The following is a 22,024-nucleotide window of genomic DNA, read 5'->3' as shown; positions in this document are numbered from 1 at the left end:
GGGGGGAGGCTGGGAGGGGGGCTCCGTGAGGATCCATCCCGAAGGCGGTATCACGGGGAAAAAGAGAAGGGTAAGGCGGATGTGGTCGGCCCCGACACGGGGCCGGCCTGGTCAATCTTCCGGGCAGGGGCTGAAGCGCGGTACCGGCTTGCCGTCCACGAGCACGGTCTCCAGGAACATCGCCTCGGGACGCACCCAGAGCCCCCCCTCGCCGTAGAGGGGGCGGTACACGACCATGGGCTCCTCGGTCTCGCTGTGCCTGGCCGTGCCGATAACTTCGTAGTAATTCCCTTTGTAGTGGCGGTACCGTCCCGGGGCCACGGCCATGCTCCCTCCCCTTCCCTAGAACGAGGTGTGCTCGGTCCGGGTGATGATCTCGTCTTGCAGTTCGGTCGAAAGGTCGCAGAAGTAATCGCTGTACCCGGCGACGCGCACGATCAGGTCGCGGTGCTCGGCGGGGTTCGCCTGCGCCCGTTTCAGGGTTTCCACGTTCACCACGTTGAACTGGACGTGATGCCCGTCCATCCGGAAGTAGCTCCGCACCAGGCTCGCCACGCCGTCCAGGCCGCCTGCATCGGAGAGGAGCGTCGGGGAGAACTTGAGGTTCAACAGCGTGCCGCCGCTTCTGATGTGGTCCATCTTGCCGGCCGAGCGGATCACCGCGGTCGGGCCGCCGCGGTCCGCACCCTGCACCGGGGAGATCCCCTCGGAGAGCGGTGTGCCGCGCCTGCGCCCGTCGGGGGTCGCGCCGGTGACGGAGCCGAAGTAGACGTGGCAGGTTGTGGGAAGCATCTCGATTCTGTACACGCCGTTCTTGGTGTTGGGACGGTCGTCCACCTCGTTGAAGAAGGCGTCGAAGACCAGCCGCATCAGGTCGTCGGCGTAATCGTCGTCGTTGCCGTACTTGCGGGTCTTGTTCCACAGGCGCTGCCTGAGCGGCTCGTCGCCGGCAAAATCGGTATCGAGCTTTGCCACCAGCTCGCTTAGTGACAGGGTGCTGCGCTCGAAGACGTGCTCCTTGATGGCCGAGAGCGCGTCGGTGATGCTCCCGATCCCCACCCCCTGGATGAAGCTGTTGTTGTAGCGGGCGCCCCCCCCGTTGTAGTCGACGCCCCTGCTGATGCAGTCATCGGTCAGCACCGACAGGAAGGGCGCCGGCATCTGGGAGGCGTAGATCATCTCGATGAGCCGGTTGCCGCGGATCTTGATGTCCAGGAAGTGGGCGAGCTGGGCGCGGAATGCCTCGAACAGCTCGTCGAAGCTGCCGCAACTCGCAGCGGTCCCGGTCTTCGGTCCGAGTTGCACCCCGGTCAAGGGATCGACGCCGTCGTGCAGGGCGAGCTCCAGCATCTTCACCAGGTTGAAATAGCCCGTCAGGATGTAGGCCTCCTTGCCGAAGGCCCCCACCTCGACGCAGCCGCTGCAACCGCCGGCGCGGGCGTCCACCAGGGTTTTCCCCTGGCGCAGCTGTTCCTCGACCACCGCGTCCGCGTTGAAGATGGACGGGAAGCCGTAGCCGCTGCGCACCACCTTGAGGGTGTGCTTCAAAAACGCGTCCGGCGACTTGCGCGACAACTGCACGTTACTGGACGGCTGCAGGAGATGCATCTCGTCGATCACGTCCAAAAGCAGGTGCGAGACATCATTGGAGCCGTCGGAGCCGTCCGGGAGGAGCCCGCCCAGGTTGATGTTGGCGAAGTCGGTGTAGGTGCCGCTCTCCGCCGCGGTCACCCCGACCTTGGGAGGCGAAGGGTGGTTGTTGAACTTGACGAAGAAACACTCCAGCAGCTCGCGGGCGACCTCCCGGGTCAGCGACCCCTTGGACAGCTCGGCCTGGTAGAAGGGGAACAGGTGCTGGTCCAGGTGCCCGGGACTGAACGCGTCCCAACCGTTCAGCTCCGTGATCACCGCCAGGTGGCAGAACCAGTACGACTGCAGCGCCTCCCAGAAGTCGGAGGGAGCGTGCGCCGGAACCCAGCGGCAGTTGGCCGCGATCTTAAGGAGTTCCTGCTTGCGCGCGGGGTCGGTGCAGGCAGCGGCCATGCTCTCGGCGAGTTTGGCGTGGCGCTCCGCGAAGAGGATGACGGCGTCGCAGGAGATGTCCATCGCGGTCAGCTGCTCGCGGCGGGACCAGGCGTCGGCGTCGGTCGCGAAATCGAGCGCCGCGATGGCCTGCGCGATCTCCTTTTTGAAGTCGAGGAGCCCCTTTTTGTAGATCTTGTCGTCCAGCACCGTGTGCCCGGGGGCGCGCTGCTCCATGAACTCCGTGAAGATGCCGTAGTTATAGGCCTCGTGCCACTCCTCGGGGAGGGCCGCGAAGATCTTGTCACGCAGGCTGCGCGTGCCCCAGTACGGGATCACCGTATCCCGGTACGCCTTGAGGCAGGCGTCGTCGACCCGGTAGGAAGTCAGTTCGCGCGAGTTGAGGATGCGCAGGTCCTCGACGGAGTGGCAGGTGAGCTCCGGGTAGGTCGAGACAAGCTTCGGCGCCGGTCCCCTCTCCCCCACCACCAGCTCCCCCTCGCCGATGTAGATCGTTTTCTTCTCGCACAGGTAATGGAAGGACTTGGCGCGCATGACCGGGACGGACCAGCGTCCCTCGTTTTCGCGGTAAAACTCGGTGAGCAGCAGCGCCCGCTCGGCGGAAATGGCGGGTTCGGCGGCAAGGCTTTCCTGGCGCAGTCGTTGTATTCTTCCGGTCATCTATGCTCCCCCTCCTATCTGCGTATCCAATCCCCGGGCTGCGAAGAGCCGGGCGAAATGTTCCATCGTTTGCGGCGCCGGCGTCTGAGCGGCCAGAGCCTCGGCGGCGGGCTCCGTGCCCAGCCGTGCCGGCTTGGCGGCCCAGGTGCCGTGGTAGGGGAGCAGCCAGACCTGGCGCACCCCGGCGGCGCGGGCGGCGAGATCCGCGAGCGCCGTCATCTCCGCCTCCGTGTCGTTGAAGCCAGGGATGACCGGGATCCTGAGCCAGATGTTCCGGTGCATCCGTCCCAGCCGTGTCAGGTTGTCCAGGATGCGGGCGTTGCCCACGCCGGTTCCCTTTTGGTGCAGCGCATCGTCCGCGCACTTCAGGTCGAACAGGAAGAGGTCCGTCAGCGGCGCGAGGTCGAGCAGGGTTTCCGGCGGGCAGAGCGCCGCGGTATCGACGGCGGTATGGATGCCCCGGGCGCGGCAGGCGAGCAGGAGTTCCTTGAGGAAAGCGGGCTGGCACAGCGGTTCGCCCCCGGAGAAGGTGACCCCGCCGCCGGAGTCCTCGAAGAACATGCGGTCCTTGAGGATGAGGTGCAGCACCTCCTCGACCGAAGTCGGTGTACCGAGCAGTTCGCGAGCGCCGGTAGGGCAGGCCTCTGCGCAGTCGCCGCAGGCCCGGCAGGCCTCGCGTGGTTTAAGTCCTTCGTGGCAGGCCAGGAGGCAGGCGTCGCAGGAGATGCAGCGGTTTTGGGACCAGGCCGTCTGTGGAGAAGGGTTTTGGCTTTCCGGGTTATGGCACCACCAGCAGCGTGCCGGGCATCCCTTCAGGAAGACCGTAGTCCGGATGCCCGGTCCGTCGTGCAGCGAGTAGCGTTGCACATTAAAGATGATGCCCTCAGTCATGGCGATCCCTGCCCCCCCAGCCCCGTCCCCTACACCACCCTGATCATAAACTCCGGGCAAGCCGCCCCGCAGTAGCCGCACAGGATGCAGGCCTCGTCGTCCACCTTAGCCTTGCCGTCCACCATGGCCAGTGCGTTGTTGGTGCAGGCCGGCACGCAGGCGCCGCACCCCTTGCAGAAGGCCTCCATGATGGTGAGCTTGCGCCTTCTCCCCTCCAGCGTGGTCCAGAGCGTGTCGTCCGCGCGCCCTTCCTGGAAGAGCGCCAGGTTGCCGTCGATCTCCGCCTCGGAGAGCATGCCCAGGGCGATGCCGTGCACCCCGGCGAGCCCCAGCACGAAGCGCAGGCTCTCGCGTGCCGTCGATATGAGGTTTCCCCCCGCCAGCGCCTTCATGGCGTACACCCCCTTCCCCGCCGCGGCGCAGGCCGCGATGGCGGCGGACATCTCCTCGTGGGTGCCGTCGATGATCCCCATGCCGGTCCGGTTGATGAGCGGGTGCACCACCTCGATCTCCGGGTGCGCCACCGATTTTCTCATGGCGCTCACGAAGTGCGACGAAAGCCCCACGTGGGCGATCTTCCCCTCCTCCTTCATCCTGAGCAGGGTCTCGATCACCTCCGGGCGCTCCACGAAGGGGTCGGCCACCCGGGCACCGTGCAGGTGCACGATGTCCAGTCGCTCACGGCCGAGCTCGGTCAAAGCCCGCTCCACGTGGCCGCGCGCGGCCTGAGCCGTATTGGCGTGGGTCTTGGAGGCGATGAGAACCTCGCCGGTGAAGCCCGCCAAAGCGGAGCGGATGTGCGGGTAGGTCTGGTAGAGTTCCGCCGTGTCCAAGAGGTTGACACCGCGTTCCAGGGCGTAGCGGATCAGGCGCCCCCCCTCCTCGGGAGAGAGGGATGCCTGCAGGGGACCAAGCGGAAGGGTGCCGAAAACGAGAGGATTGATGCGGAGACCGGTGCAGCCGAGGGCAACTTTCTTCATGTGATTCCTGTTCGGTTAGTAATGTGGCGGAGGTTCTTCCTCGGAGGGGAGCCTGTTTTCGGAAGCGCTCAGGCCGCGCAGGTGTTCCTTGATGATCTTCAATTCCTTGGTGAGCTGATCGATGAGGGCCTGCTGCCCGGTGACCACCTCGTTCAACTGGTCGATGATGTGACCCTGGTGCATGATCAGCATCTCCATGTCAGTCAGACGCTGTTCCATAGTGAGCTCCTTATGGTGCCGGTTGTGAAGCAGGCAAAAGTTTAACCCGATTCAAACCGATAGCCAAGATAAAAAACTTCAAAAACAGGACGGATTCTGATAATTTCGCTCTCGCTTTGAGCGCGTGAAGTGCCGGGCACAGGAGGAAGCGATGCAGGAAACACCGAAGTCGAGCAGCGAGCGTCACATCGAAGCCATCATGCAGCATCTGGAGCCGGGGAGCGACCGGTACGAGGTGTTGGACAAGGCGAAGCGTTTCAAGTCGTCGTGGGTCGAATTGGGCGAGAAGCTGTTGGACGTCAGCAAGAGGGGTCGTTTTCGCGAGTGGGGTTACGGGACCTTTGAAGAGTACTGCGTGCAGGAGATCCGCATCAAGCGTGGTACCGCCGAGAAGCTGACCATGGCCTACCGTTTCATGGAGAAAGAAGAGCCGCAGTTGTTGGACCGGCGTGAGGAGTTGCGTCCCCTGCCCGACTTCAGGTCCATAGACCTGTTGCGTCAGGCCAAGGAAGAGAAGGGATTTTCCGCCGAAGAGTATGGCGATTTGAGAAAGCGTGTCGTCGAGGATGACAAGAGTCATCCGACCGTCTTGAAGAAGTTCAAGGAAATAGCCGCGTTGCGTGAAGAGCCGAACCCCTTGGTGCCGTTGAAGGCCGCCGTTTCCGCCGCCAAGAGGTTGGACAACGCCCTGCGGCTTTTGGAGGGTGTGCCGCAGGTCTATGTGCAGCAGGTAAGCGAGTTGCTAGGTCATCTGGAGCAGGACTTGAATGCCCGCGACCTGGGAGCCGAAACCGAGGCCGGCAACCTGCGCGAGATATAGCGCAGGTTGCCGCCGTCCACCGGTTTTACCGGTAACTATCCCAAAACAGCTTCGCCGTCACCGCCAGCACCGAGCAGATGAACACCGGCCTCACGAACCGGGTCCCCTTGTGGATGACCAGCCTGGCCCCGACCCGTGCGCCGGCCGCCTGCCCCGCCCCCATCAGCAGCCCCGCCCAGATGAGCACGTGGCCGCCCGCCACGAACACCACCAGCGACACGATATTGCTCACGAAGTTGAAGAGCTTGGTGTACCCGGTCCCCTTGCGCATATCGAAGCCGAGCCCCAGCATGATGGCGATGACCCAGAAGGAGCCGGTCCCCGGTCCCAGGAAGCCGTCGTAGAAGCCGAGCGCGAGCCCCGCCAGAGCGTAGAAGAGCCGGCGCGGCAGGCGCGGGTGCACCTCCTCGGCGCCGAGCTTCGGCGTGAAGATGGTGTAGCAGAGGATGGAGAGCAGCAGAAACGGGATGCACTTCTTCAAAAAGCCCGGATCGATCTGCTGCACCGTATAGGAGCCGAGAATGGCGCCGATGGTGGTCCAGATGACGCCGGGAAGCGCATCGCGCAGGTTGACCGTGCCCGCCTTGACGAAGTGCGCCATGGCGCTGCAGGAGCCGAAACTGGCCTGCAGCTTGTTGGTGCCCAGCGCCGCCTGCGGCGGCAACCCGAGGCCGAGCAGCACCGGGATGGTGATAAGCCCGCCACCACCTGCGATGGCGTCAATACAACCGGCGACTGCGCCGGTCAGGAACAGGACGGGAAAAAGAACCGGTGAAACTTCCATAATCTAACTGCCACTCCCCTGCCTGCTGTTTTCGTTACGTTTGCGGTATGCCGTGTAACTCTGCCGTGCTATCGATACTGCCAACGGAATCTCTTTTAGTGCTATGGTCTGGTCGGCGACTGCCTGCGCCACGTGATACATCTGCTGCCAGCGGATGGGCGCCTCCCCTGCCGCCGCCTTCAGCCAGAGCGTCTGCAGCACCAGCCGTTCCAGGAGAACGGGGCGCTGCTGCTCCAGGACCTGGTCGCACAGCCGCTCCAGCACAGTGGCTGTCTTGACCGTGCTTCTCCCAGCGCGCGCCGACTCGATGACGCGATCGACGGCGCTTCCCTCCACCCGCCAGTTGCCGAACAGCGCGCGGTAGCGGTGCCACTGTCCCGACTCCTCCAGGGCGAGCAGTTCCGCGCTGGGACCGTCGTCGGCCTCTGGGGACTGGCTCCGCAGTGGGGACTGGCTCCGCAGGTGCCTGTCCCCTTTTCCCCCGTCCCCTACAACCTCTTCCCCCAGTTGCCGCAGCGTCTCCCGAGGGTCCAGGAGGCATCCTTTCCAGTGGTCGCGCCCCAAGAGCTCCGCAGCCCGCACCAGCCAGTGTCCCGGCACGCGGCCCGCTTCGCTCCCGGCCGCGATCGCCATCCCCACGCGGCGGTCCAGGTATTCGCCGGTCGACTGGAGGCAGCAGCGCTGGCTGCGGGCGGTGCTGACGAAATCCTCCCTGTCCCTGCGGGTCTCCAGGCGCACCACGGTGCAGTCGACGATGCCGCCCCCCTCCTGCAGCATCAGCGTGCAGCCGGCATAGGCGGCCTGGTCCGCGACGATGACGTGGAACACCTGCATGCCCGAGCCGTCCAGGCAGCTGGCGTACACCGCCTCCTCGTCCGGGGGCTCCAGGTGGGCGCACGGCACCCGGGCGCGGCGCGCGTTGCTGATGGTCTGGTCCACGATGCTTCGGGTCGGTTCCGGAAACCAGTTGCGGGCCATGATCAGGCGCCGCAGCGTAGTGGGCGTGAGCGTCGCCCCCGCCACCGAGACCAGCATGCGGGCCACCTCGCGGGAGAGCTCCGGCTCGGCGTTGAAGATGAGCAGTGCGGCGATCTCGCGCAGAAACGGCGCATCGGCGGTGAGCAGTTCCCAGGTCAGCCCCGGCCTCAGCTCCGGGTCGTTCACCGCGAACAGTTCCAGCATCTCCTGCGCGCCGGCAAAGGGACAGGTCAGCCCCGCCGAGGCGAAATGCCTGAGTATGCCGGGAACGAACTCCTCACTCGAGGCCGCGGTCAGATCGAGTCGTCCCTCCGCCTCACCCTCCCCCTCGCGGCAGATGGCCTGCAACTCGGGGATCAGGTTCAAGCGGCTGCGCACCAGGATGTCGGTCACCGAGAGGCGCAGCTCCATGCTGCTCCTCTCCCGGTAGACCCGCAGCGCGAGCGCGCTTTGCAGCCGCTGCAGCTGCTGCCTCGCCCCCGGGCGCCCTCCCGCCGTCTCCACCTGGTAGAACTCAAGGGTAAGAGCGAGCATCCTCAGGGCCGCCGAGATCCGGTCATGATCAACAGTGGCGCAGCGTCCAAGGGCCGCCAGGAGGGCCGCCAGCTCCTCCACCGCGAGCGGGTCCGCCAGGAGGTGGCGGTGCAGCTCATCCTGCAGGGTGAGCAGGATCGATACCGGCGCGCTCACCCCGGATCGGGCGTACAGATCGACCAGGCGCATGGTCCCCGACGGCTCCCCCTGTCCGGCGCAGGGGGGCTGGGGGCAGCTGGGGGTGAAGCCGTGCCGGACCGACTCGGTGAGCATTCTCTCCAGGTCCGGCGCCGGCATGGCACGGTAGAAAAGGTCGCCGGGGAGCGGGAACGGCCTGCCGCGGTAGGGGATGCCGTCGATCAGTTCCCGCACTTCACGGTAGCGCCGGTACATCCGCTCCACCCAGTCCGGCCGGGAGTTGAGGGTATGCACGCAGAAATCGAGGAGCTCAGGGGCGTAGGGAACCTGGTAGCTGGAACCGTCCAGGTAGGGACCCGAGAAGGGACCGTCGCCGTCGAAGCCCAGGCTGATCATCGCTTTTTGCCGCTGTTTATGGTCCAGCACCAACAGGGTGACCCGGCGGCAGTCGCACCCGGGACTGGTGCAGTAGCACTCGACGAAGGCGTAGCTCCCCTTCGGGATCCGACCACTTTGCGCCAGCAGCTCCAGGGTCATGGTGCCCCCGGCCGCATTCGGAAAGATCTGGTGGTACGGCTTCATGCCCACTCCTGTGAAAAAGGCCGCTCCTGCCGGTGCGGGGACCGGTCGGTAGCGGCCGCTGAAAGGAGGCGGTCGTCATGCTGCGCTGCCGGTTCACCCCTTCTTGCGTTTCCTCTTCCCTTCGGCGACCAGGATCGCCTCGACCGCGGCCTGGAGGTCAAGGTAGGCCCGCACCCCTTTGGGGAGCCGCGCCGATTCGGTAGCACCGTAGCCGGTGAGCACCATGAGCGACTTGCAGCCGGCGTTGATCCCCGCCTCGATGTCGCCCAGCTTGTCCCCGATCATGTACGAGCGGGACAGGTCGATGTCGAAGTCGAGGGCCGCCTGCTCCAGCATGCCCGGCAGCGGTTTGCGGCAGCTGCACTCCACCCGGTAGTCGCCGACGCCGTGCTCGGGATGGTGCGGGCAGAAGTAGCAGGCGTCGATGGTGATGCCGAAATACCCCAGCTCCTCGTGCATGCGGTCGTGTACCGCCTGCAGCGCCGCCTCGTCGTACAGGCCGCGACCGATCCCGGACTGGTTGGTGACCACCACCAGGAGAAAACCGGCGTCCTTGAGCCGCTGCAGGGCGTAGGGAACCCCGGGGATGAGACGGAAGTCCTCCGCCCTGCTCAGGTACTGCACCTCGTGATTGATGGTTCCGTCGCGGTCGAGGAAAACCGCACGCTGCTTGCCCATGGATACCCTGGCCTTTCTTGCTGACCTAACCCAGCCGTGCCGTCATGAAAAAAGTTCCCGCTCCACGAGGTCGCACAGGATGTGGATCATGGTGATATGCCCCTCCTGGATCCTCGGCGTGTCGTTGCTGGGCACCACCAGGGAGAGCTCGGCCACACCCTTGATGCACCCTCCGTCCCGGCCCAAAAGGGCGATGCTGCGGCACCCGAGCTTTTGCCCCGCCTCCAGGGCCAGCTGCACGTTGGGGGAGTTGCCGCTGGTGGAAATGCCCACCAGCACGTCCCCCTCGACGGCGTGCGCCTCGACCTGCCGGGAGAAGATGCGTTCGAAGCCGTAGTCGTTGCCCACGGCGGTGAGGATGGAGGTGTCGGTACTGAGGGCGATGGCCGGAAGCGCGCGCCGCTCCAGCTTGAAACGCCCCACGATCTCGGCCGCGAAGTGCTGGGCGTCGGCGGCGGAGCCCCCGTTGCCGAACACGAGGAGTTTCTTGCCGTCGCGCAGCGCCGCGGCCAAAAGCGAAACGGCGCTCTCCAGGGACGGACAGAGGTCCCTTTCGAGCGCCGCTATGACGTGGGCGTGGGCCTGAAGCTGGGCCTTGATCTCTTCTTTCATCAACCCTCCGTGCTGCGGCTCCCCGCAGGGGTGCTAGTGGACCCGGGCCTTGATCCGCTCGGTGAGCTCCGAGAACGAGAGGTAGCGCTCGCTCCAGGGAAACGGCAGCCCGTCCACCGCGGTGACCGGCATGGTGCCGGGGCGCTGGGCGATCAGCTTTTCGTACATGCGGCGCTTCATGCCGTCCCAGGCCAGCCGGGGCAGCGGCACCAGTTTCACGTTCTCGTGCAGGCAGGTGAGTCCCGACAGCTGGGCGGCCTGGTTCAGCGCATGGGGCAGCAGCACCGTGTAGCAGTCTCCGTGGCGCGCCCCCTGGAGCAGCCAGTCGAGTTTCTGGCGCAGCAGGTCCAGCTCGACCCCCTTGGGAACGTGCAGCAGGTAACTCCCCCCCTCGCCCCAGCGCTCGCGGAACGTGGTCAGGCTCCTCTGCAGGGTCTCACGGCGCCTCAGCTCCGACCCCAGCGGCACCTCTTCCTGGTGGCTGACCGCGGGGCCGGGCACCTGGCAGGTGACGTACCCCTTGGCGCAGGCGCGCCTGGTGAAATCCTTGAGGCACCAGGCGCCCCCGTCCAGGGATTCGTCGAAGCCGCCGGTCTCCTGGTACAGCTCGCGGCGAAGCACCATGGCGGCGAAGGAAGCGCTCTCGACCTCGCAGGGTCCCTCAAAGGGTTCACCGGGATCGAGACAGGGTAGCAGGATGCCGGCCTGCGGGTGCTCCTGGGCGAACTGCAGCAGCGGGTCGAGCCAGCGGGCGGTTACTATGCTGGTGCTGCGCACCAGGGCCAGGAAAGGGGCCGTCGAGCTCTCGAAACCGCGGTTGGCGGCACGGACAAACCCGATATTGCTGTCGTCGCGCATCAAAAGGGCGCGCTCGTCCAGCCCGTCCGCGAACTCCTGCAACATCCTCTCGGTGTCGCGCTCGGAGCCGCAATCGACGATGATAAACCGGGCGTTCGGGGTGTGGTTGATCAGGTTGACCAGACAGTTTCGAGTCTCTTCGGGCCGGTTCCAAACGGGTATGATGACGTCTATGATAGCGTCGGTCATGGAGATCCCTCGGGTAGAAACGGCAAATGGAAGAACGGGAAACTAGGAGCTCACCGCAACGTTGCGCAGCAGCGCGAGCTCGTCCAGCACCTTGCCGGAACCGAGCACGACGCAGGAAAGCGGGTCTTCCGCGGTCACCACGGGGAGCCCGGTCTCCTCGCGCAGCAGCACGTCGAGGTTTCGGAGCAGTGCGCCGCCGCCGGCCAGGACGATGCCCTTGTCGACAAGGTCCGCCGCCAGTTCGGGCGGGGTGCGCTCCAGGCAGTTGCGCACCGCGTCGACGATGGCGGTAACCGGCTCGGAGAGCGCCTCGCGGATCTCGTTGGAGTCGATCTCGGTGGTCTTGGGGATCCCGGAGACGAGGTCACGCCCCTTGACCTCCATGTGCAGAAGCTGGGTGCCGGGGTACGCCTCGCCGATCTCGATCTTGATCAGCTCGGCCATGCGGTCGCCGATCAGGAGGTTGTACTTGCGTTTGATGTACTGGACGATGGCCTCGTCCATCTTGTCGCCGCCCACCCGGACACTTTTGGTATAGACGATGCCGGCCAGGGAGATCACGGCGACCTCGGTGGTGCCGCCGCCGATATCGACGATCATGTTGCCGGAAGCCTCGGTGATGGGGAGCCCCGCACCGATCGCGGCCGCCATCGGCTCCTCGATCAGGTACACCTCGCGGGCGCCCGCGGACTCGGCGCTCTCCTTGACGGCGCGCTTCTCAACCTGGGTGATCCCGGAGGGGACGCAGATGACGATCCTGGGACGGACCAGGGTCTTTCTGTTGTGAACCTTGTGTATGAAGTAGCGCAGCATCTCCTCGGTGATGTCGAAATCGGCGATGACCCCGTCCTTCATCGGCCGGATGGCCGTGATGGTGCCGGGAGTGCGACCGAGCATCTTCTTTGCCTCCATACCGACGGCAAGCACCTTCTGCTGACCGTTCGGCATCTTCTGAACGGCCACCACGGAGGGCTCGCGCACCACGATCCCCTTGCCCTTGAGGTAGACGAGGGTGTTGGCCGTGCCGAGGTCGATGGCCAGGTCGTTAGAAAACATGCCGAAAAAGGCATCGAGAAACTTGAGCATGCATGAACTCCTTTGAATTATCGCAATAACCGGGCCCCTGCCCGGCGTCAAAGGTGGAAATATAGCAAATAGTACGCACCCTTGCAACAAAGAAAACCCGCGCCTTGAGTCATGCCGGCCCTGCCACGGCCGGTATACTGCTTCATTCTACCGTTGCTTTTGCGATTAAAGTATATTATCATTCGCCACTCTTGATTGTGAATTAGACTCTATTATTATGTGCGCAAAGGAGCCGAACCGGAATGCTAGGCGTAATGAGGAAGTACAAGCAATCCATTGTCATCAAGGTTGTATTCGTCGTCATCGTTCTTTCTTTCATAGGGACCATTTTCCTGGTCTGGGGTAAAGGCGGCAGTGACGGGCGCGGTGGCAAGAGCTATGCGGCAACGGTGAACGGCACCAAGATATCCCTGGACGAGTTCCAGAAGAGCTACTACCGCACCCGCGGTCTCTACGAGCAGATCTACGGCCGCAGCCTCACCCCCGAACTGGAAAAGCAGATGGGGATCAAGAAGCTCACCATCGACACCCTGATCGACAACGTCCTCGTCCTGGACGAGGCGAAGAAGATGGGCGTCAAGGTGAACAAGGACCAGGTGGCTGCAGAGATCGCGAAGATCCCCGCCTTCCAGAAAAACGGCGCCTTCGACTTCGGCATCTACCAGCAGACCCTCAAAGCGAACCGCATCACCCCCAAGGACTTCGAGGAGTCCCAGGAACAGGAGATGGTGCTGCAGAAGACCCGCAACAAGATCAAAGAATCCGCCACGGTGACCGATGCCGAGGTGAAAGAAGCCTTCAAGAAGCAAAACGACAAGGTGAACCTCGCCTACGTTTCCTTCTCCCCCGCCGATGTCAAGGGGAGCATCAAGCTGACCGACCAGGAGCTCACCTCCTACCTGCAGGACCACCAGAACGAGTTCAAGACCCCGGAGCAGGCCTCCATCGCCTACACCGTGGTGAACCCCGCCCAGATCGCCGCCAAGGTGAGCGTCACCCCGGATGAGGTGCAGACCTTCTACCAGAAGAACATCGACCGCTACCAGGGCAAAGGTGGTATACTGCCGTTCGCCGAAGTGAAAGACAAGGCCACCGCCGACGCCCAGAAACAGAAGGCGGCCAAGGAAGCCTACGAGAAGGCCGCCGAGGCGGTCAACAAGTTCAAAGCCAACGGCGACCTGGACGGGGCCGCGGCAGCCCTCGGTGGCAAGGTCGAGAAGACCCCGCTGTTCACCGCCAAGGCGCCGGCCGCCGCCCTTGCCGGCGAAACCGAAGTCCTCGCCCGCGCCTTCGCCCTCAAGCAGGGCGAACTCGGCGGTCCGGTCGAGACCTCCAAGGGGATCTACCTGGTCAAGGTGCTGGACAAGAAGCCGGCCGCTGTGCCGCCGCTGGCCCAGATCAGGGGTGCCGTGGAAGCCAAGGCCGTCGAGGTCAAGGCCGCCGACCTGGCCAAGAAGAAGGCCGAGGAAGCGCTGCAGCAGCTTGGCAAAGGCGGCGTCGCCGCCAAGGAAACCGGCAGCTTCGGCTACGCTCCGACCGGCGCGGTCCCGACCATCGGTACCTCCCCCGAGTTGATGGAAGCGGCCTTCACCCTGAACGCTCCCAACCAGGCCGCCAAGCAGCCCGTCAAGGTGGGCGACCGCTGGTACGCGGTGGCGCTCAAGTCCCGCACCGAGGCGCCGCTTACCGACCTCGCCAAGAACTCCGGCACCATCAAGGCGGCCCTGCTGCCCAAGAAGCAGCAGGAGGCCCTGGACAAGTGGATCAAGGGGCTGCGCGACAAGGCGAAGATCGACATCAACCCGCTGGTGCTCCAGGACTAATCGGGCAGCAGGGAAGAAAAACAGCTTACAGTGCGAGGTGGAGGGTGCGGGTGCACTCTTCACCTTTCACTTTTCACGCTCAGCGCGAATAAAAGGAGAATGCACCAATGACAACACCGGTACTCAACACTGACTTCCCCGGCCTCAAACTTGCCGCACGCGGGAAGGTGCGCGACATCTACGACCTCGGTGAAACGCTGCTCATCGTCACCACCGACAGGATCTCCGCGTTCGACGTCATCATGAACGAAGGAATTCCCAACAAGGGTTACGTCCTGACCCAGATCTCCGCCTACTGGTTTCGCCAAATGGAAGACATCATCAAGAACCACATCATCTCCACCGATGTGGCCGATTTCCCCGCTGAGTGCCAGCCCTACGCCGACGTCCTGGCAGGCCGCTCCATGTGGGTGAAGAAGGCCCAGCCGCTGGCGGCCGAGTGCATCGTGCGCGGCTACATCTCCGGCTCCGGCTGGAAGGACTACCAGCAGACCGGCGCCATCTGCGGCATCAAGCTCCCCGAAGGGCTCAAGGAGAGCGACCGCCTGCCGCAGCCGATCTTCACCCCCTCCACCAAGGCCGAGCTCGGCACCCACGACGAGAACATCTCCTTCGAGCAGATGTGCGAGATCTGCGGCAAGGAGATCTCCGAGAAGGTACGCGAGGTAACGCTGAAGATCTACGAGAAGGCGCGCGACCTGGCCGACCAGAAAGGGATCATCATCGCCGACACCAAGTTCGAGTACGGCATTTACGAAGGCGAGCTGATCATCATCGACGAGTGCATGACCCCGGACTCCAGCCGTTTCTGGCCCAAGGAGAGCTACAAACCGGGCGGCCCGCAGCCTTCCTTCGACAAGCAGTTCCTGAGGGACTACCTGGAGACCCTGGACTGGGGCAAGACCGCCCCGGCACCGCCGCTTCCCGAGGAAATCGTCAAGAAGACCGGCGAGAAGTACATGGAAGCGCTGGTGAAGCTGACCGGCAAGGGGATCTAGCATCCCCGCACTTCAAACGTAAAAGGCCCCGCATCATCGATGCGGGGCCTTTTTTTCGTTCAACAGTCTTCATCCCCCTCCCCTAGCGGGACGCCCTAACCTATCAGCTTGGCCAGCCTCGACCTCTCCTTCATCAGCCTGGCCTCGCCGTCCTCGAGGGCCTTGAGGAGCCCCTTCTTGGCGCTGTAGGCCATGTCCTTGCCGCGATCAAGGATCTCGTTGGCGCGCTCACCGACCGCCTCGGCCATCTCGCCTACCTGCTCGGTGAAGTCCTCCACCGCCTCAAGTGCCTCCTCGCCCTTGCGGCGCGCCTTCTTGGCGTAGCGTCCGATCTCCTTGCGGGTTTTCTCGCCGCTTTGCGGCGCATACATAAGTGCCACCCCTGCCCCGATGATCCCTCCGGCCAGGAGCAGCAGTGCCCCAACCATCACCTTGTTGTCTCTTTCGGCCATAGCCCCTCCTCCTTCGCCAGCGTTTTTTTAGCTCTGCCCTCCCTATACTACCCGATGCCGACTCTTTGCCAAGCCCGCTTCTCATTATTGCTAGGAAGCCCCCGGCTAAACGTGTATAGTTGTACCGTTATAGAACATCCAGTGAAAGACCCGCGAGGAGCACCATGGATCAGAAATACGATGTACTAATCGTCGGCGGAGGCCCAGGTGGTGTGGCCGCCGCCTACTTGTGTCACAAAAACGGCCTGAGCCATATCTTGATCGAATCCGGCAAGTCCATTTTCCAGGGCATCGCCAACACCTATCCCGAAGGGAAGAACGTCTATCCCTCCAAACCCAAGGAGAACCCCGAGCCCTTCCTGGTCGAGGAACTGCGTCCGCCTGACAAACCGGTCACCGTTGAGAAATACATCCAGTACGTGCAGCACTTCGTCCAGCACGAGGGGCTCAACGTACTGACCGACACCCAGTTCGAGAACCTCGAAGAGGGGCGCGACTACCTGAAGGTGCACACCTCCAGGGGGACCTTCCAGGCGAAGAAGGTGCTTCTTGCCTTTGGCAGCTCCATCCCCAAGGAGCTCTCCGTGTACGGCGACGCCAAGATGGTCGCCAAGGGGCTCGACGACCCGAAGAAATACATCGGCGTGCGCACCCTGGTGATCGGCGGCGGCAACTCGGCCGCCGACGTCATCATCTCCATCCTGAAGGAGAAGAGGAACGCCAACGACAAGGAGCCGGTGTACTGGGCGCATGTCGCCGAGACCTTCGACGTGAACAAGGAAACCGCGCAGCGGCTGGGCGAGGAAATCCTTTTGGGCGGCAACATCAGGCTTCTTCCCGGCGCGACCCCGAGGATCGGCGAAGTCGATGATGAAGGTGTGGACCGTCTGGTGATCCGGGTCAGCGAGGACAAGATGGAGGGCGGCATCGAGCGCTACCACGCCATGAGCTTCCCCATGAAGAACGTCATCGCCTGCATTGGCAGCCAGGGCCCGACCTCCATCTACGACAAGATCGGCGTCCAGACCATCGCCTGCGCCGAAGGTGTCTGCCAGGTGGCCAAAGAAGGGGATCGCCTGCTCTTGCTGACCGCGGACTTCGAATCGACCAGGAAGGGGGTCTACGTGATCGGCGGCGCCATCTCCCCCTCCTACATGCGCATCAACCAGGGAGCGATCCAGGAAGAGCGTCATCCCAACCTGATCTACACCGCCGTCAACGACGCCCATCACGTCATCGAGGCCATGCTCAAGAAGATCAAGAAATAAGCAGAAGGGACAGGCTCCGCAAGGTGCCTGTCCCTTTCGCGGAACGCGTCTTTCAGCTCAGCCAGCATCCCAAGCGCTACAGCATCCCAAGCACTGCAGCATCCCAAGCGCTACACAAGCACTAAGGGGACAGGCACCTGACGGAGCCAGTCCCCTCCTCCCCTCCTCCCTCTCACGTCCCCCCCTTGTCAAAGGGGGATTTGCCTTTATACAAAAAAAAGGGGAGCCCCCTTCGGCTCCCCTTCCCTTTATCAGTTATGTTCTTCAGCCAGTCCCTGGTCCCCAGTCTAGCTCCCAGCCCCTGCCTCTACTTCATCTCCTCCCTGAGCCCCTCGATCACCGCCTTCACCTCCGCGATCATCTCCCTGGCCTGGGGCGAGTGCTCCCGCTTCAGGTAATTCTCGAAGTGCTTGATGGCCTCCGCGGTGCGGTCCTGGTCGATGCAGATGTTCCCCAGGGTCAGGTAGCTCATGGTGAAATCGGGGTCGAGACGGATCGCCTCCAGGGTCTCGCGCTCGGCCGCCTCCAGGTCGTCCATATCGTAGTAAAGCTCGCCCAGGTTGAAGCGGGCGGTGGCGTCGGTCGGATCGATCTCGATGCCGCGGTGGTAGGCGGCGATGGCCTTCTCGTTGTCGCCCAGACCGTAGTAGAGATCCCCCATGGCGTTCAGCGCAAAGACGTTGCCGGGGTCGAGCTCCAGCGCCCTCTCGAAGGCCTTGAGCGCATCGTCGGCGCGCTCCATGGCGTTATAGACGAGCCCCATGCTGACGTAGCCGTCGCAATCCTTGGGCTGCAGTTCGGTCACCTTGCGGTAGCACCCCAGGGCGTCCTTGTGCTTGCCCGATTCGAAGTAGACGTCGCCCAGGGCGGTCAGACCGTCCAGGTCGCCCGGTGCCAGTTCCAGCCCCTTTTTGAGCGCCGCGATGGCGTCATCGGCCTGCCCCGCCTCGGAGTGTGCCTCGCCGAGGTAGAAGTATCCCTCCGCATTCTGGGGCTCCAGCGCGATGCAACCCTTGAAAGCCTCGACAGCCTGGGCGTATTCGCCGGACTCCATCTGCGCTATGCCGCTTGCCAGCTTTTCGTCAAAAGTTGTTGCCATTGCCACCTCCACGACTCCAATCGGATTTCATTGGCGCACACTATAACAGGAAGCGATCCCTTTGCCAACTTAAGAGCGACTCAAAATGCATTAAAACCTTTCACATATCATTTTTCTCATTTATACTGCAGCAATCACACGCAAAGGGGAAGGCAATGCCAGAGGAGGCTGGTGAGCAACTGGGACTGAGGACACTGGAGGATATCAGCGCGCTGATTCTCCAGTCTCACGATCTGCAGGAGACTCTGGACAACATCGTAAACCTGGTGGCTAAGAGGATGTCCTCCGACGTCTGCTCCATTTACCTGCTGGAGGAGGACGGCGAGACCCTGCGCCTGCACGCCACCCGCGGCCTTTCCAGGCTCTCGGTCGGCATCACCATGAAGATCTCGGAGGGCCTGACCGGTCTGGTCGTGGAGCAGCGCGGCGTGGTCGCCACCGACAACGCCCCAAGGCACCCCCGCTACAAGTACTTCCGCAAGACCAAGGAAGAGAAGGTTCTCTCCTTCCTGGGCGTCCCCTTCTTCGAGCGCGACATCCCGATGGGGGTCCTGGTCATCCAGAACCGCGAAGCCCGCACCTTCACCCCCCAGGAGATCAGCGCCGTCTCAACCATAGCCTGGCAGATCTCCAGCATCGTCTCCAACGCCAAACTGCTCGACTCCATCCGCAAGAAGGAGGAGGAGCGTGCCTTCTTCGCCGCCGAGGTGGACCGCCTCAAGAAGAACGGCGTCCTCAAGGAGGGGGGCCGTTCCTCGCGCAAGGGCCCCTCTTCGGCTGCCCTGGTCGGCATCGGCATCTCCCCCGGCTTCGCCCTGGGCAAGGTCTCCATCCTGCACCACCGCGGCCCGAGCGAGGAGGCGATCCTGGAGCGCGCCCGCCCCCGTTCGGAAGAGCTGAACATGTTCCACCAGGCCCTGGAGAAGGCCCGCATCCACACCATCTACATGGAAAAGCGGATGGGGGAGATCCTCTCCGAGGCCGACGCCTCAATATTTCACAGCCACCTCATGATCCTCGAGGACCGCGGCTTCATCGCCAAAATCACCGCCCTCATCGAGGACGGACTCGGCGCCCACCGGGCGGTGAACCAGGTGGTCGAGGCCTACGTCTCCGCCTTCGCCAGGATGGAGGACCCTTACCTGCGCGAACGCAGCGCGGACATGGAGGACATCGGCCGCCGCATCTGCGACGCCCTGAACGGTCACAGCACGCACCGCGAGCGTCTGCGCGACGAGCGCATCATCGTGGCGCGCGAACTGCTCCCCTCCGACCTCGCCATCATGGACCACGGCAAGGTGATCGGCATCGCCACCGAAAAGGGGAACCTGAACGCCCACTCCGCCATCATGGCGCGCGCCCTGGGTATCCCCGCCGTCTTCGGCGTGGAAGGGCTGTTACAGCGGGTCGGCGTGCGCAGCGAGGTGGTGGTCGACGGCAACTCCGGCTGCGTCTACGTCAATCCCGACCAGAGCGTGAAGCAGGAGTACGTGCGCCTGCAGGGGGACTTCGACCAGAAGCAGCGCGCCCTCGAAGAGATCCGCGACCTTCCCGCCTGCACCCCGGACGGCTGCACCGTCTCGCTTCTGGCCAACGTCGGCCTCTTGAGCGACCTCAAGGTGGCGCACCTGCACGGGGCCGAGGGGGTCGGCCTGTACCGCACCGAGTTCCCCTTCATGACCCGCTCCTCCCTCCCTTCCCGCCAGGTGCAGGCCGCGGTCTACCGCAAGATGCTGGAGGGGTTCCCGGGGCTGCCGGTCAACATCCGTACCCTCGACATCGGCGGCGACAAGGGACTCTCCTACTTCCCCCATCCCAAAGAGGACAACCCCTTCCTGGGCTGGCGCTCCATGCGCATCTCGCTGGACCGGGAGGACATCCTCAGGGAACAGCTTGCCGCCATCCTGATCGCCTCGGCGTCCGGGAAGTGCAACCTCATGTTCCCGATGATCTCGGGGGTGGACGAGGTGCGCCGCATCAAGACGATCCTGGCGCAGGTGAAGGACGAGCTGACCCGCGAGGGACGAAGCTTCGACCGGGAGATCGGGCTGGGGGTGATGGTGGAGCTGCCCGCGGCGGTGATGGTGGCGGACATGCTGGTCAAGGAAGTGGATTATTTGAGCATCGGGACCAACGACCTGATCCAGTACACCCTGGCCTGCGACCGAAACAACCCGAGGGTGAAGAAATGGTACGACCCGTACCATCCGGCGGTACTGCATTCCATAAAAAAGGTGGCGGATGCCGCCGCGGGCGCGGGCAAGCCGGCCTCGCTGTGCGGCGAGATGGCGGGAGAACCGATCAACGCGATACTGCTCATGGGACTTGGCCTGCGCAGCTTCAGCCTGTCGGCGCCCAATATCCCCCGGGTAAAAGAGGCGGTGCGTCGCATCACTTTGCAAAAGGCGCGTGAGATCGGCGACCGGGTGCTCGCCATGGAGAGCGCCCGATCGATCAGGGAATACCTGGAAGCGACCCAGCGGGAACTGGGGCTGTAAAAAACGAAGGCCGGACCCCGTAAGGGATCCGGCCTCTTTACTTTATATCCAGCAGTCTCCGCCGTCGTAGTTCATCTGATCGGAGCCGTTCTTCCTGGAGCGCAGCTTCGCGTTCTTCACGCACCCTTTCAGCTTGTCCAACGCCTCGTCTTTCGCTTCGCCCAGCTTTTCGCGAACCTCGCGGCCGGTTTTCGGGGTAAAGAGGAGAGCGGCACCCGCAGCTACCGCGGCTCCGGCCAGGAAGGCCAACAGAGCGGCCTGTTCGGTTTTCTTCGACATGTCGTATGCTCCTTTTGGTTCTGGAAGTTATAACCGGAGAAAAATGTGCAGTCATACTTATCACATTCCGCAGCGCAATAAAACCCCCAACAACAAATAATGACGCTTTTCCTTCTATACGGTTTTCTGATTTGAATTGACCCCACATAGATGCTACTATCCGTTGATAAATTATTCTCAAAGGAGATGTGCATGTTTTCCTTCAAGAAATCGACCATGCCTGCCGTTGCCGCCCTTCTTTTGGCCCTGACGCTACCCGTCGGCGCTCTTGCCGAGGAAGCCGCCGGAAACGATGCTGCCGAACCGGCAGCGAAAACCGCGGTCAAGCCTGCGAAGAAAGCTGCCGCGAAGAAGCACGCCAAGAAGGGAGCCAAGCACGCTGCCAAGGCCAAGACCGCGGCCAAGGCACCGGCCCCTGCCGTAAAGGCCGCTGCAAAACCTGCGGCAAAGGCACCTGCCGAGGCTTCTGCTCCGGCGGCAAATAAAGAGGCAGCCAAGGCCCCTGCCAAAGACGCGGTCAAGGAACCGGTCAACGAGGCGGCCAAGGAACCGACAAAGGATGCGCTCAAGGAAGTCGCTGATCTGGCCAAAGAACAGCAGCAAAAGGAGCTGTCCCAGCAGTCCCAGCATCCCGCCAACATCGCCGTGCTGCGCGTCAACGGCTCCGTCATCACCAAGCTGGACATGGATCGCGCTCTCAAGGTCATGCTGGCGCAAAGCAAGGTGACCCAGCCTCTGGCGCCCGAGGCTCAGAAGGAAGCCGAGGCCGCAGTCCTGGACCAGCTCACCTCCGTGGAGCTCCTGTACCAGGAGGCCGTCAAGATTGACGTACCCGACCTGGATCAGCAGGTGAACGACAAAGTGGCCCTGAACCGGGCGAAGTTCAAATCCGACGAGGAATTCATCGACGCGCTGAAGAGCGTCGACATGACCATGCAGGACATGCAGGATTTCACCCGCAAGGACATCGTCATCAACAACTTCATCGAGCAGAAGTTCACCGCCAAGGCGGCAGCCACCGATGCCGAAGCGAAGAAGTTCTACGAAGACAACAAGGACCAGTACTTCAAGCAGCCCGAAGCGGTTCGAGCCAGTCACATCCTGGTAAGTGCCGACGTGAATACGACCCCTGAAGAGCGCAAGCGCGCCAAGGAGAAGGCGGAGGCGCTGCTCAAGCGGGTGAAGGCGGGTGAGGACTTTGCGGCTGTAGCCAAAGCCGAGTCATCCTGTCCCTCTGCCAGCCAGGGTGGCGACCTCGGGGCTTTCGGTCGTGGCGAGATGGTCCCCGCCTTCGAGAAAGCAGCCTTTGGTCTCAAGAAGGGCGAAGTAAGCGGCGTAGTCGAGTCCGAGTTCGGTTATCACATCATCAAAGTGACCGACAAGCAGGAAGCGGGTGCCGAGAAGTTCGAGAACGTGAAGGACAAGATTGCCGACTTCCTGAAGCGTCAGAAAGTGCAGCAGGAAGTCACCACCCTGGTAGAGCAGCTGAAGAAGACCGCCAAGATCGAGAAGAACTAGTTCTATAAACTTTCATCGCGATAAAAAAAGGGCCCGT

20 protein-coding genes are annotated in these 22,024 nt (G+C 63.2%); 6 read left to right on the top strand and 14 right to left on the bottom strand.

Features of this window, described 5'->3' with window-relative positions:
* Positions 1-111 precede the first annotated feature (111 nt).
* The 5 genes from KP004_RS08270 to KP004_RS08250 are packed head-to-tail and all read right to left on the bottom strand — an operon-like array spanning position 112 to position 4,793.
* On the bottom strand, positions 112-327 hold the full coding sequence (locus tag KP004_RS08270; RefSeq protein ID WP_216801860.1) for a DUF1653 domain-containing protein: 216 nt from the start codon (positions 325-327) through the stop codon (positions 112-114).
* Positions 328-342: 15 nt separating this feature from the next.
* Entirely contained in the window at positions 343-2,703 is a 2,361-nt protein-coding gene (gene hypD / locus KP004_RS08265) for a trans-4-hydroxy-L-proline dehydratase (RefSeq protein WP_216801859.1), read from the bottom strand.
* Complete coding sequence (locus KP004_RS08260; RefSeq protein ID WP_239026989.1) at positions 2,704-3,594, bottom strand: glycyl-radical enzyme activating protein; 891 nt, start codon at positions 3,592-3,594, stop codon at positions 2,704-2,706. It abuts the gene before it with no gap.
* A gap of 29 nt (positions 3,595-3,623) precedes the next feature.
* Positions 3,624-4,574, bottom strand: coding sequence for an aldo/keto reductase (locus tag KP004_RS08255; protein ID WP_216801858.1), 951 nt, complete (start codon positions 4,572-4,574; stop codon positions 3,624-3,626).
* A 15-nt stretch (positions 4,575-4,589) separates the two neighbouring features.
* Positions 4,590-4,793, bottom strand: coding sequence for a SlyX family protein (locus KP004_RS08250; RefSeq protein WP_216801857.1), 204 nt, complete (start codon positions 4,791-4,793; stop codon positions 4,590-4,592).
* Between the two features lie 151 nt (positions 4,794-4,944).
* On the opposite strand from KP004_RS08250, the gene KP004_RS08245 reads away from it, so the two are divergent.
* A complete protein-coding gene (locus KP004_RS08245) occupies positions 4,945-5,613 on the top strand; it encodes a hypothetical protein (RefSeq protein WP_216801856.1) in 669 nt (222 codons plus the stop codon).
* Positions 5,614-5,638: 25 nt separating this feature from the next.
* Here the strand turns inward: KP004_RS08245 and KP004_RS08240 are convergent, their stop codons facing one another.
* From KP004_RS08240 to KP004_RS08215, 6 genes are all read right to left on the bottom strand, one after another.
* The gene (locus tag KP004_RS08240) at positions 5,639-6,397 is read right to left on the bottom strand and encodes a TSUP family transporter (RefSeq protein ID WP_239026988.1); all 759 of its coding nucleotides are present in this window, start codon (positions 6,395-6,397) and stop codon (positions 5,639-5,641) included.
* A 3-nt stretch (positions 6,398-6,400) separates the two neighbouring features.
* Positions 6,401-8,629: a Y4lR C-terminal helical domain-containing protein gene (locus tag KP004_RS08235; RefSeq protein ID WP_216801855.1), complete on the bottom strand. Its 2,229-nt coding sequence runs from the start codon at positions 8,627-8,629 to the stop codon at positions 6,401-6,403.
* 93 nt (positions 8,630-8,722) lie between these two features.
* Positions 8,723-9,307, bottom strand: a complete 585-nt coding sequence (gene gmhB, locus KP004_RS08230; RefSeq protein WP_216801854.1) for a D-glycero-beta-D-manno-heptose 1,7-bisphosphate 7-phosphatase — start codon at positions 9,305-9,307, stop codon at positions 8,723-8,725.
* A gap of 42 nt (positions 9,308-9,349) precedes the next feature.
* The gene (gmhA, locus tag KP004_RS08225) at positions 9,350-9,919 is read right to left on the bottom strand and encodes a D-sedoheptulose 7-phosphate isomerase (protein ID WP_216801853.1); all 570 of its coding nucleotides are present in this window, start codon (positions 9,917-9,919) and stop codon (positions 9,350-9,352) included.
* Between the two features lie 33 nt (positions 9,920-9,952).
* The gene (locus tag KP004_RS08220; RefSeq protein WP_216801852.1) at positions 9,953-10,966 is read right to left on the bottom strand and encodes a glycosyltransferase family 2 protein; all 1,014 of its coding nucleotides are present in this window, start codon (positions 10,964-10,966) and stop codon (positions 9,953-9,955) included.
* 42 nt (positions 10,967-11,008) lie between these two features.
* Positions 11,009-12,052, bottom strand: coding sequence for a rod shape-determining protein (locus KP004_RS08215; RefSeq protein WP_216801851.1), 1,044 nt, complete (start codon positions 12,050-12,052; stop codon positions 11,009-11,011).
* A gap of 242 nt (positions 12,053-12,294) precedes the next feature.
* Here KP004_RS08215 and KP004_RS08210 point away from each other — a divergent pair, with 242 nt between their 5' ends.
* Both KP004_RS08210 and KP004_RS08205 read left to right on the top strand, forming a co-directional pair.
* Positions 12,295-13,875 carry a peptidylprolyl isomerase gene (locus KP004_RS08210; RefSeq protein WP_216801850.1) on the top strand — a complete coding sequence of 527 codons (1,581 nt, stop codon included), beginning with the start codon at positions 12,295-12,297 and terminating at the stop codon, positions 13,873-13,875.
* A 107-nt stretch (positions 13,876-13,982) separates the two neighbouring features.
* On the top strand, positions 13,983-14,873 hold the full coding sequence (locus tag KP004_RS08205) for a phosphoribosylaminoimidazolesuccinocarboxamide synthase (RefSeq protein WP_216801849.1): 891 nt from the start codon (positions 13,983-13,985) through the stop codon (positions 14,871-14,873).
* Between the two features lie 95 nt (positions 14,874-14,968).
* Here KP004_RS08205 and KP004_RS08200 read toward each other — a convergent pair whose 3' ends face one another.
* On the bottom strand, positions 14,969-15,325 hold the full coding sequence (locus KP004_RS08200; protein WP_216801848.1) for a YtxH domain-containing protein: 357 nt from the start codon (positions 15,323-15,325) through the stop codon (positions 14,969-14,971).
* 164 nt (positions 15,326-15,489) lie between these two features.
* Between KP004_RS08200 and KP004_RS08195 the strand changes: the two genes are divergently transcribed.
* A complete protein-coding gene (locus KP004_RS08195) occupies positions 15,490-16,593 on the top strand; it encodes an NAD(P)-binding domain-containing protein (protein ID WP_216801847.1) in 1,104 nt (367 codons plus the stop codon).
* Between the two features lie 307 nt (positions 16,594-16,900).
* Here KP004_RS08195 and KP004_RS08190 read toward each other — a convergent pair whose 3' ends face one another.
* Positions 16,901-17,692, bottom strand: a complete 792-nt coding sequence (locus tag KP004_RS08190; protein WP_216801846.1) for a tetratricopeptide repeat protein — start codon at positions 17,690-17,692, stop codon at positions 16,901-16,903.
* A gap of 155 nt (positions 17,693-17,847) precedes the next feature.
* Here KP004_RS08190 and ptsP point away from each other — a divergent pair, with 155 nt between their 5' ends.
* Positions 17,848-20,190, top strand: coding sequence for a phosphoenolpyruvate--protein phosphotransferase (gene ptsP / locus KP004_RS08185; RefSeq protein WP_216801845.1), 2,343 nt, complete (start codon positions 17,848-17,850; stop codon positions 20,188-20,190).
* Positions 20,191-20,232: 42 nt separating this feature from the next.
* Here the strand turns inward: ptsP and KP004_RS08180 are convergent, their stop codons facing one another.
* Positions 20,233-20,469: a YtxH domain-containing protein gene (locus tag KP004_RS08180; RefSeq protein WP_216801844.1), complete on the bottom strand. Its 237-nt coding sequence runs from the start codon at positions 20,467-20,469 to the stop codon at positions 20,233-20,235.
* A 192-nt stretch (positions 20,470-20,661) separates the two neighbouring features.
* Between KP004_RS08180 and KP004_RS08175 the strand changes: the two genes are divergently transcribed.
* A complete protein-coding gene (locus tag KP004_RS08175) occupies positions 20,662-21,987 on the top strand; it encodes a peptidylprolyl isomerase (RefSeq protein WP_216801843.1) in 1,326 nt (441 codons plus the stop codon).
* The last annotated feature ends 37 nt before the right edge of the window (positions 21,988-22,024 follow it).

The organism is Geomonas oryzisoli (genome assembly GCF_018986915.1).
Classification (GTDB): domain Bacteria; phylum Desulfobacterota; class Desulfuromonadia; order Geobacterales; family Geobacteraceae; genus Geomonas; species Geomonas oryzisoli.
This window is presented reverse-complemented; position numbering and strand designations above follow the sequence as displayed.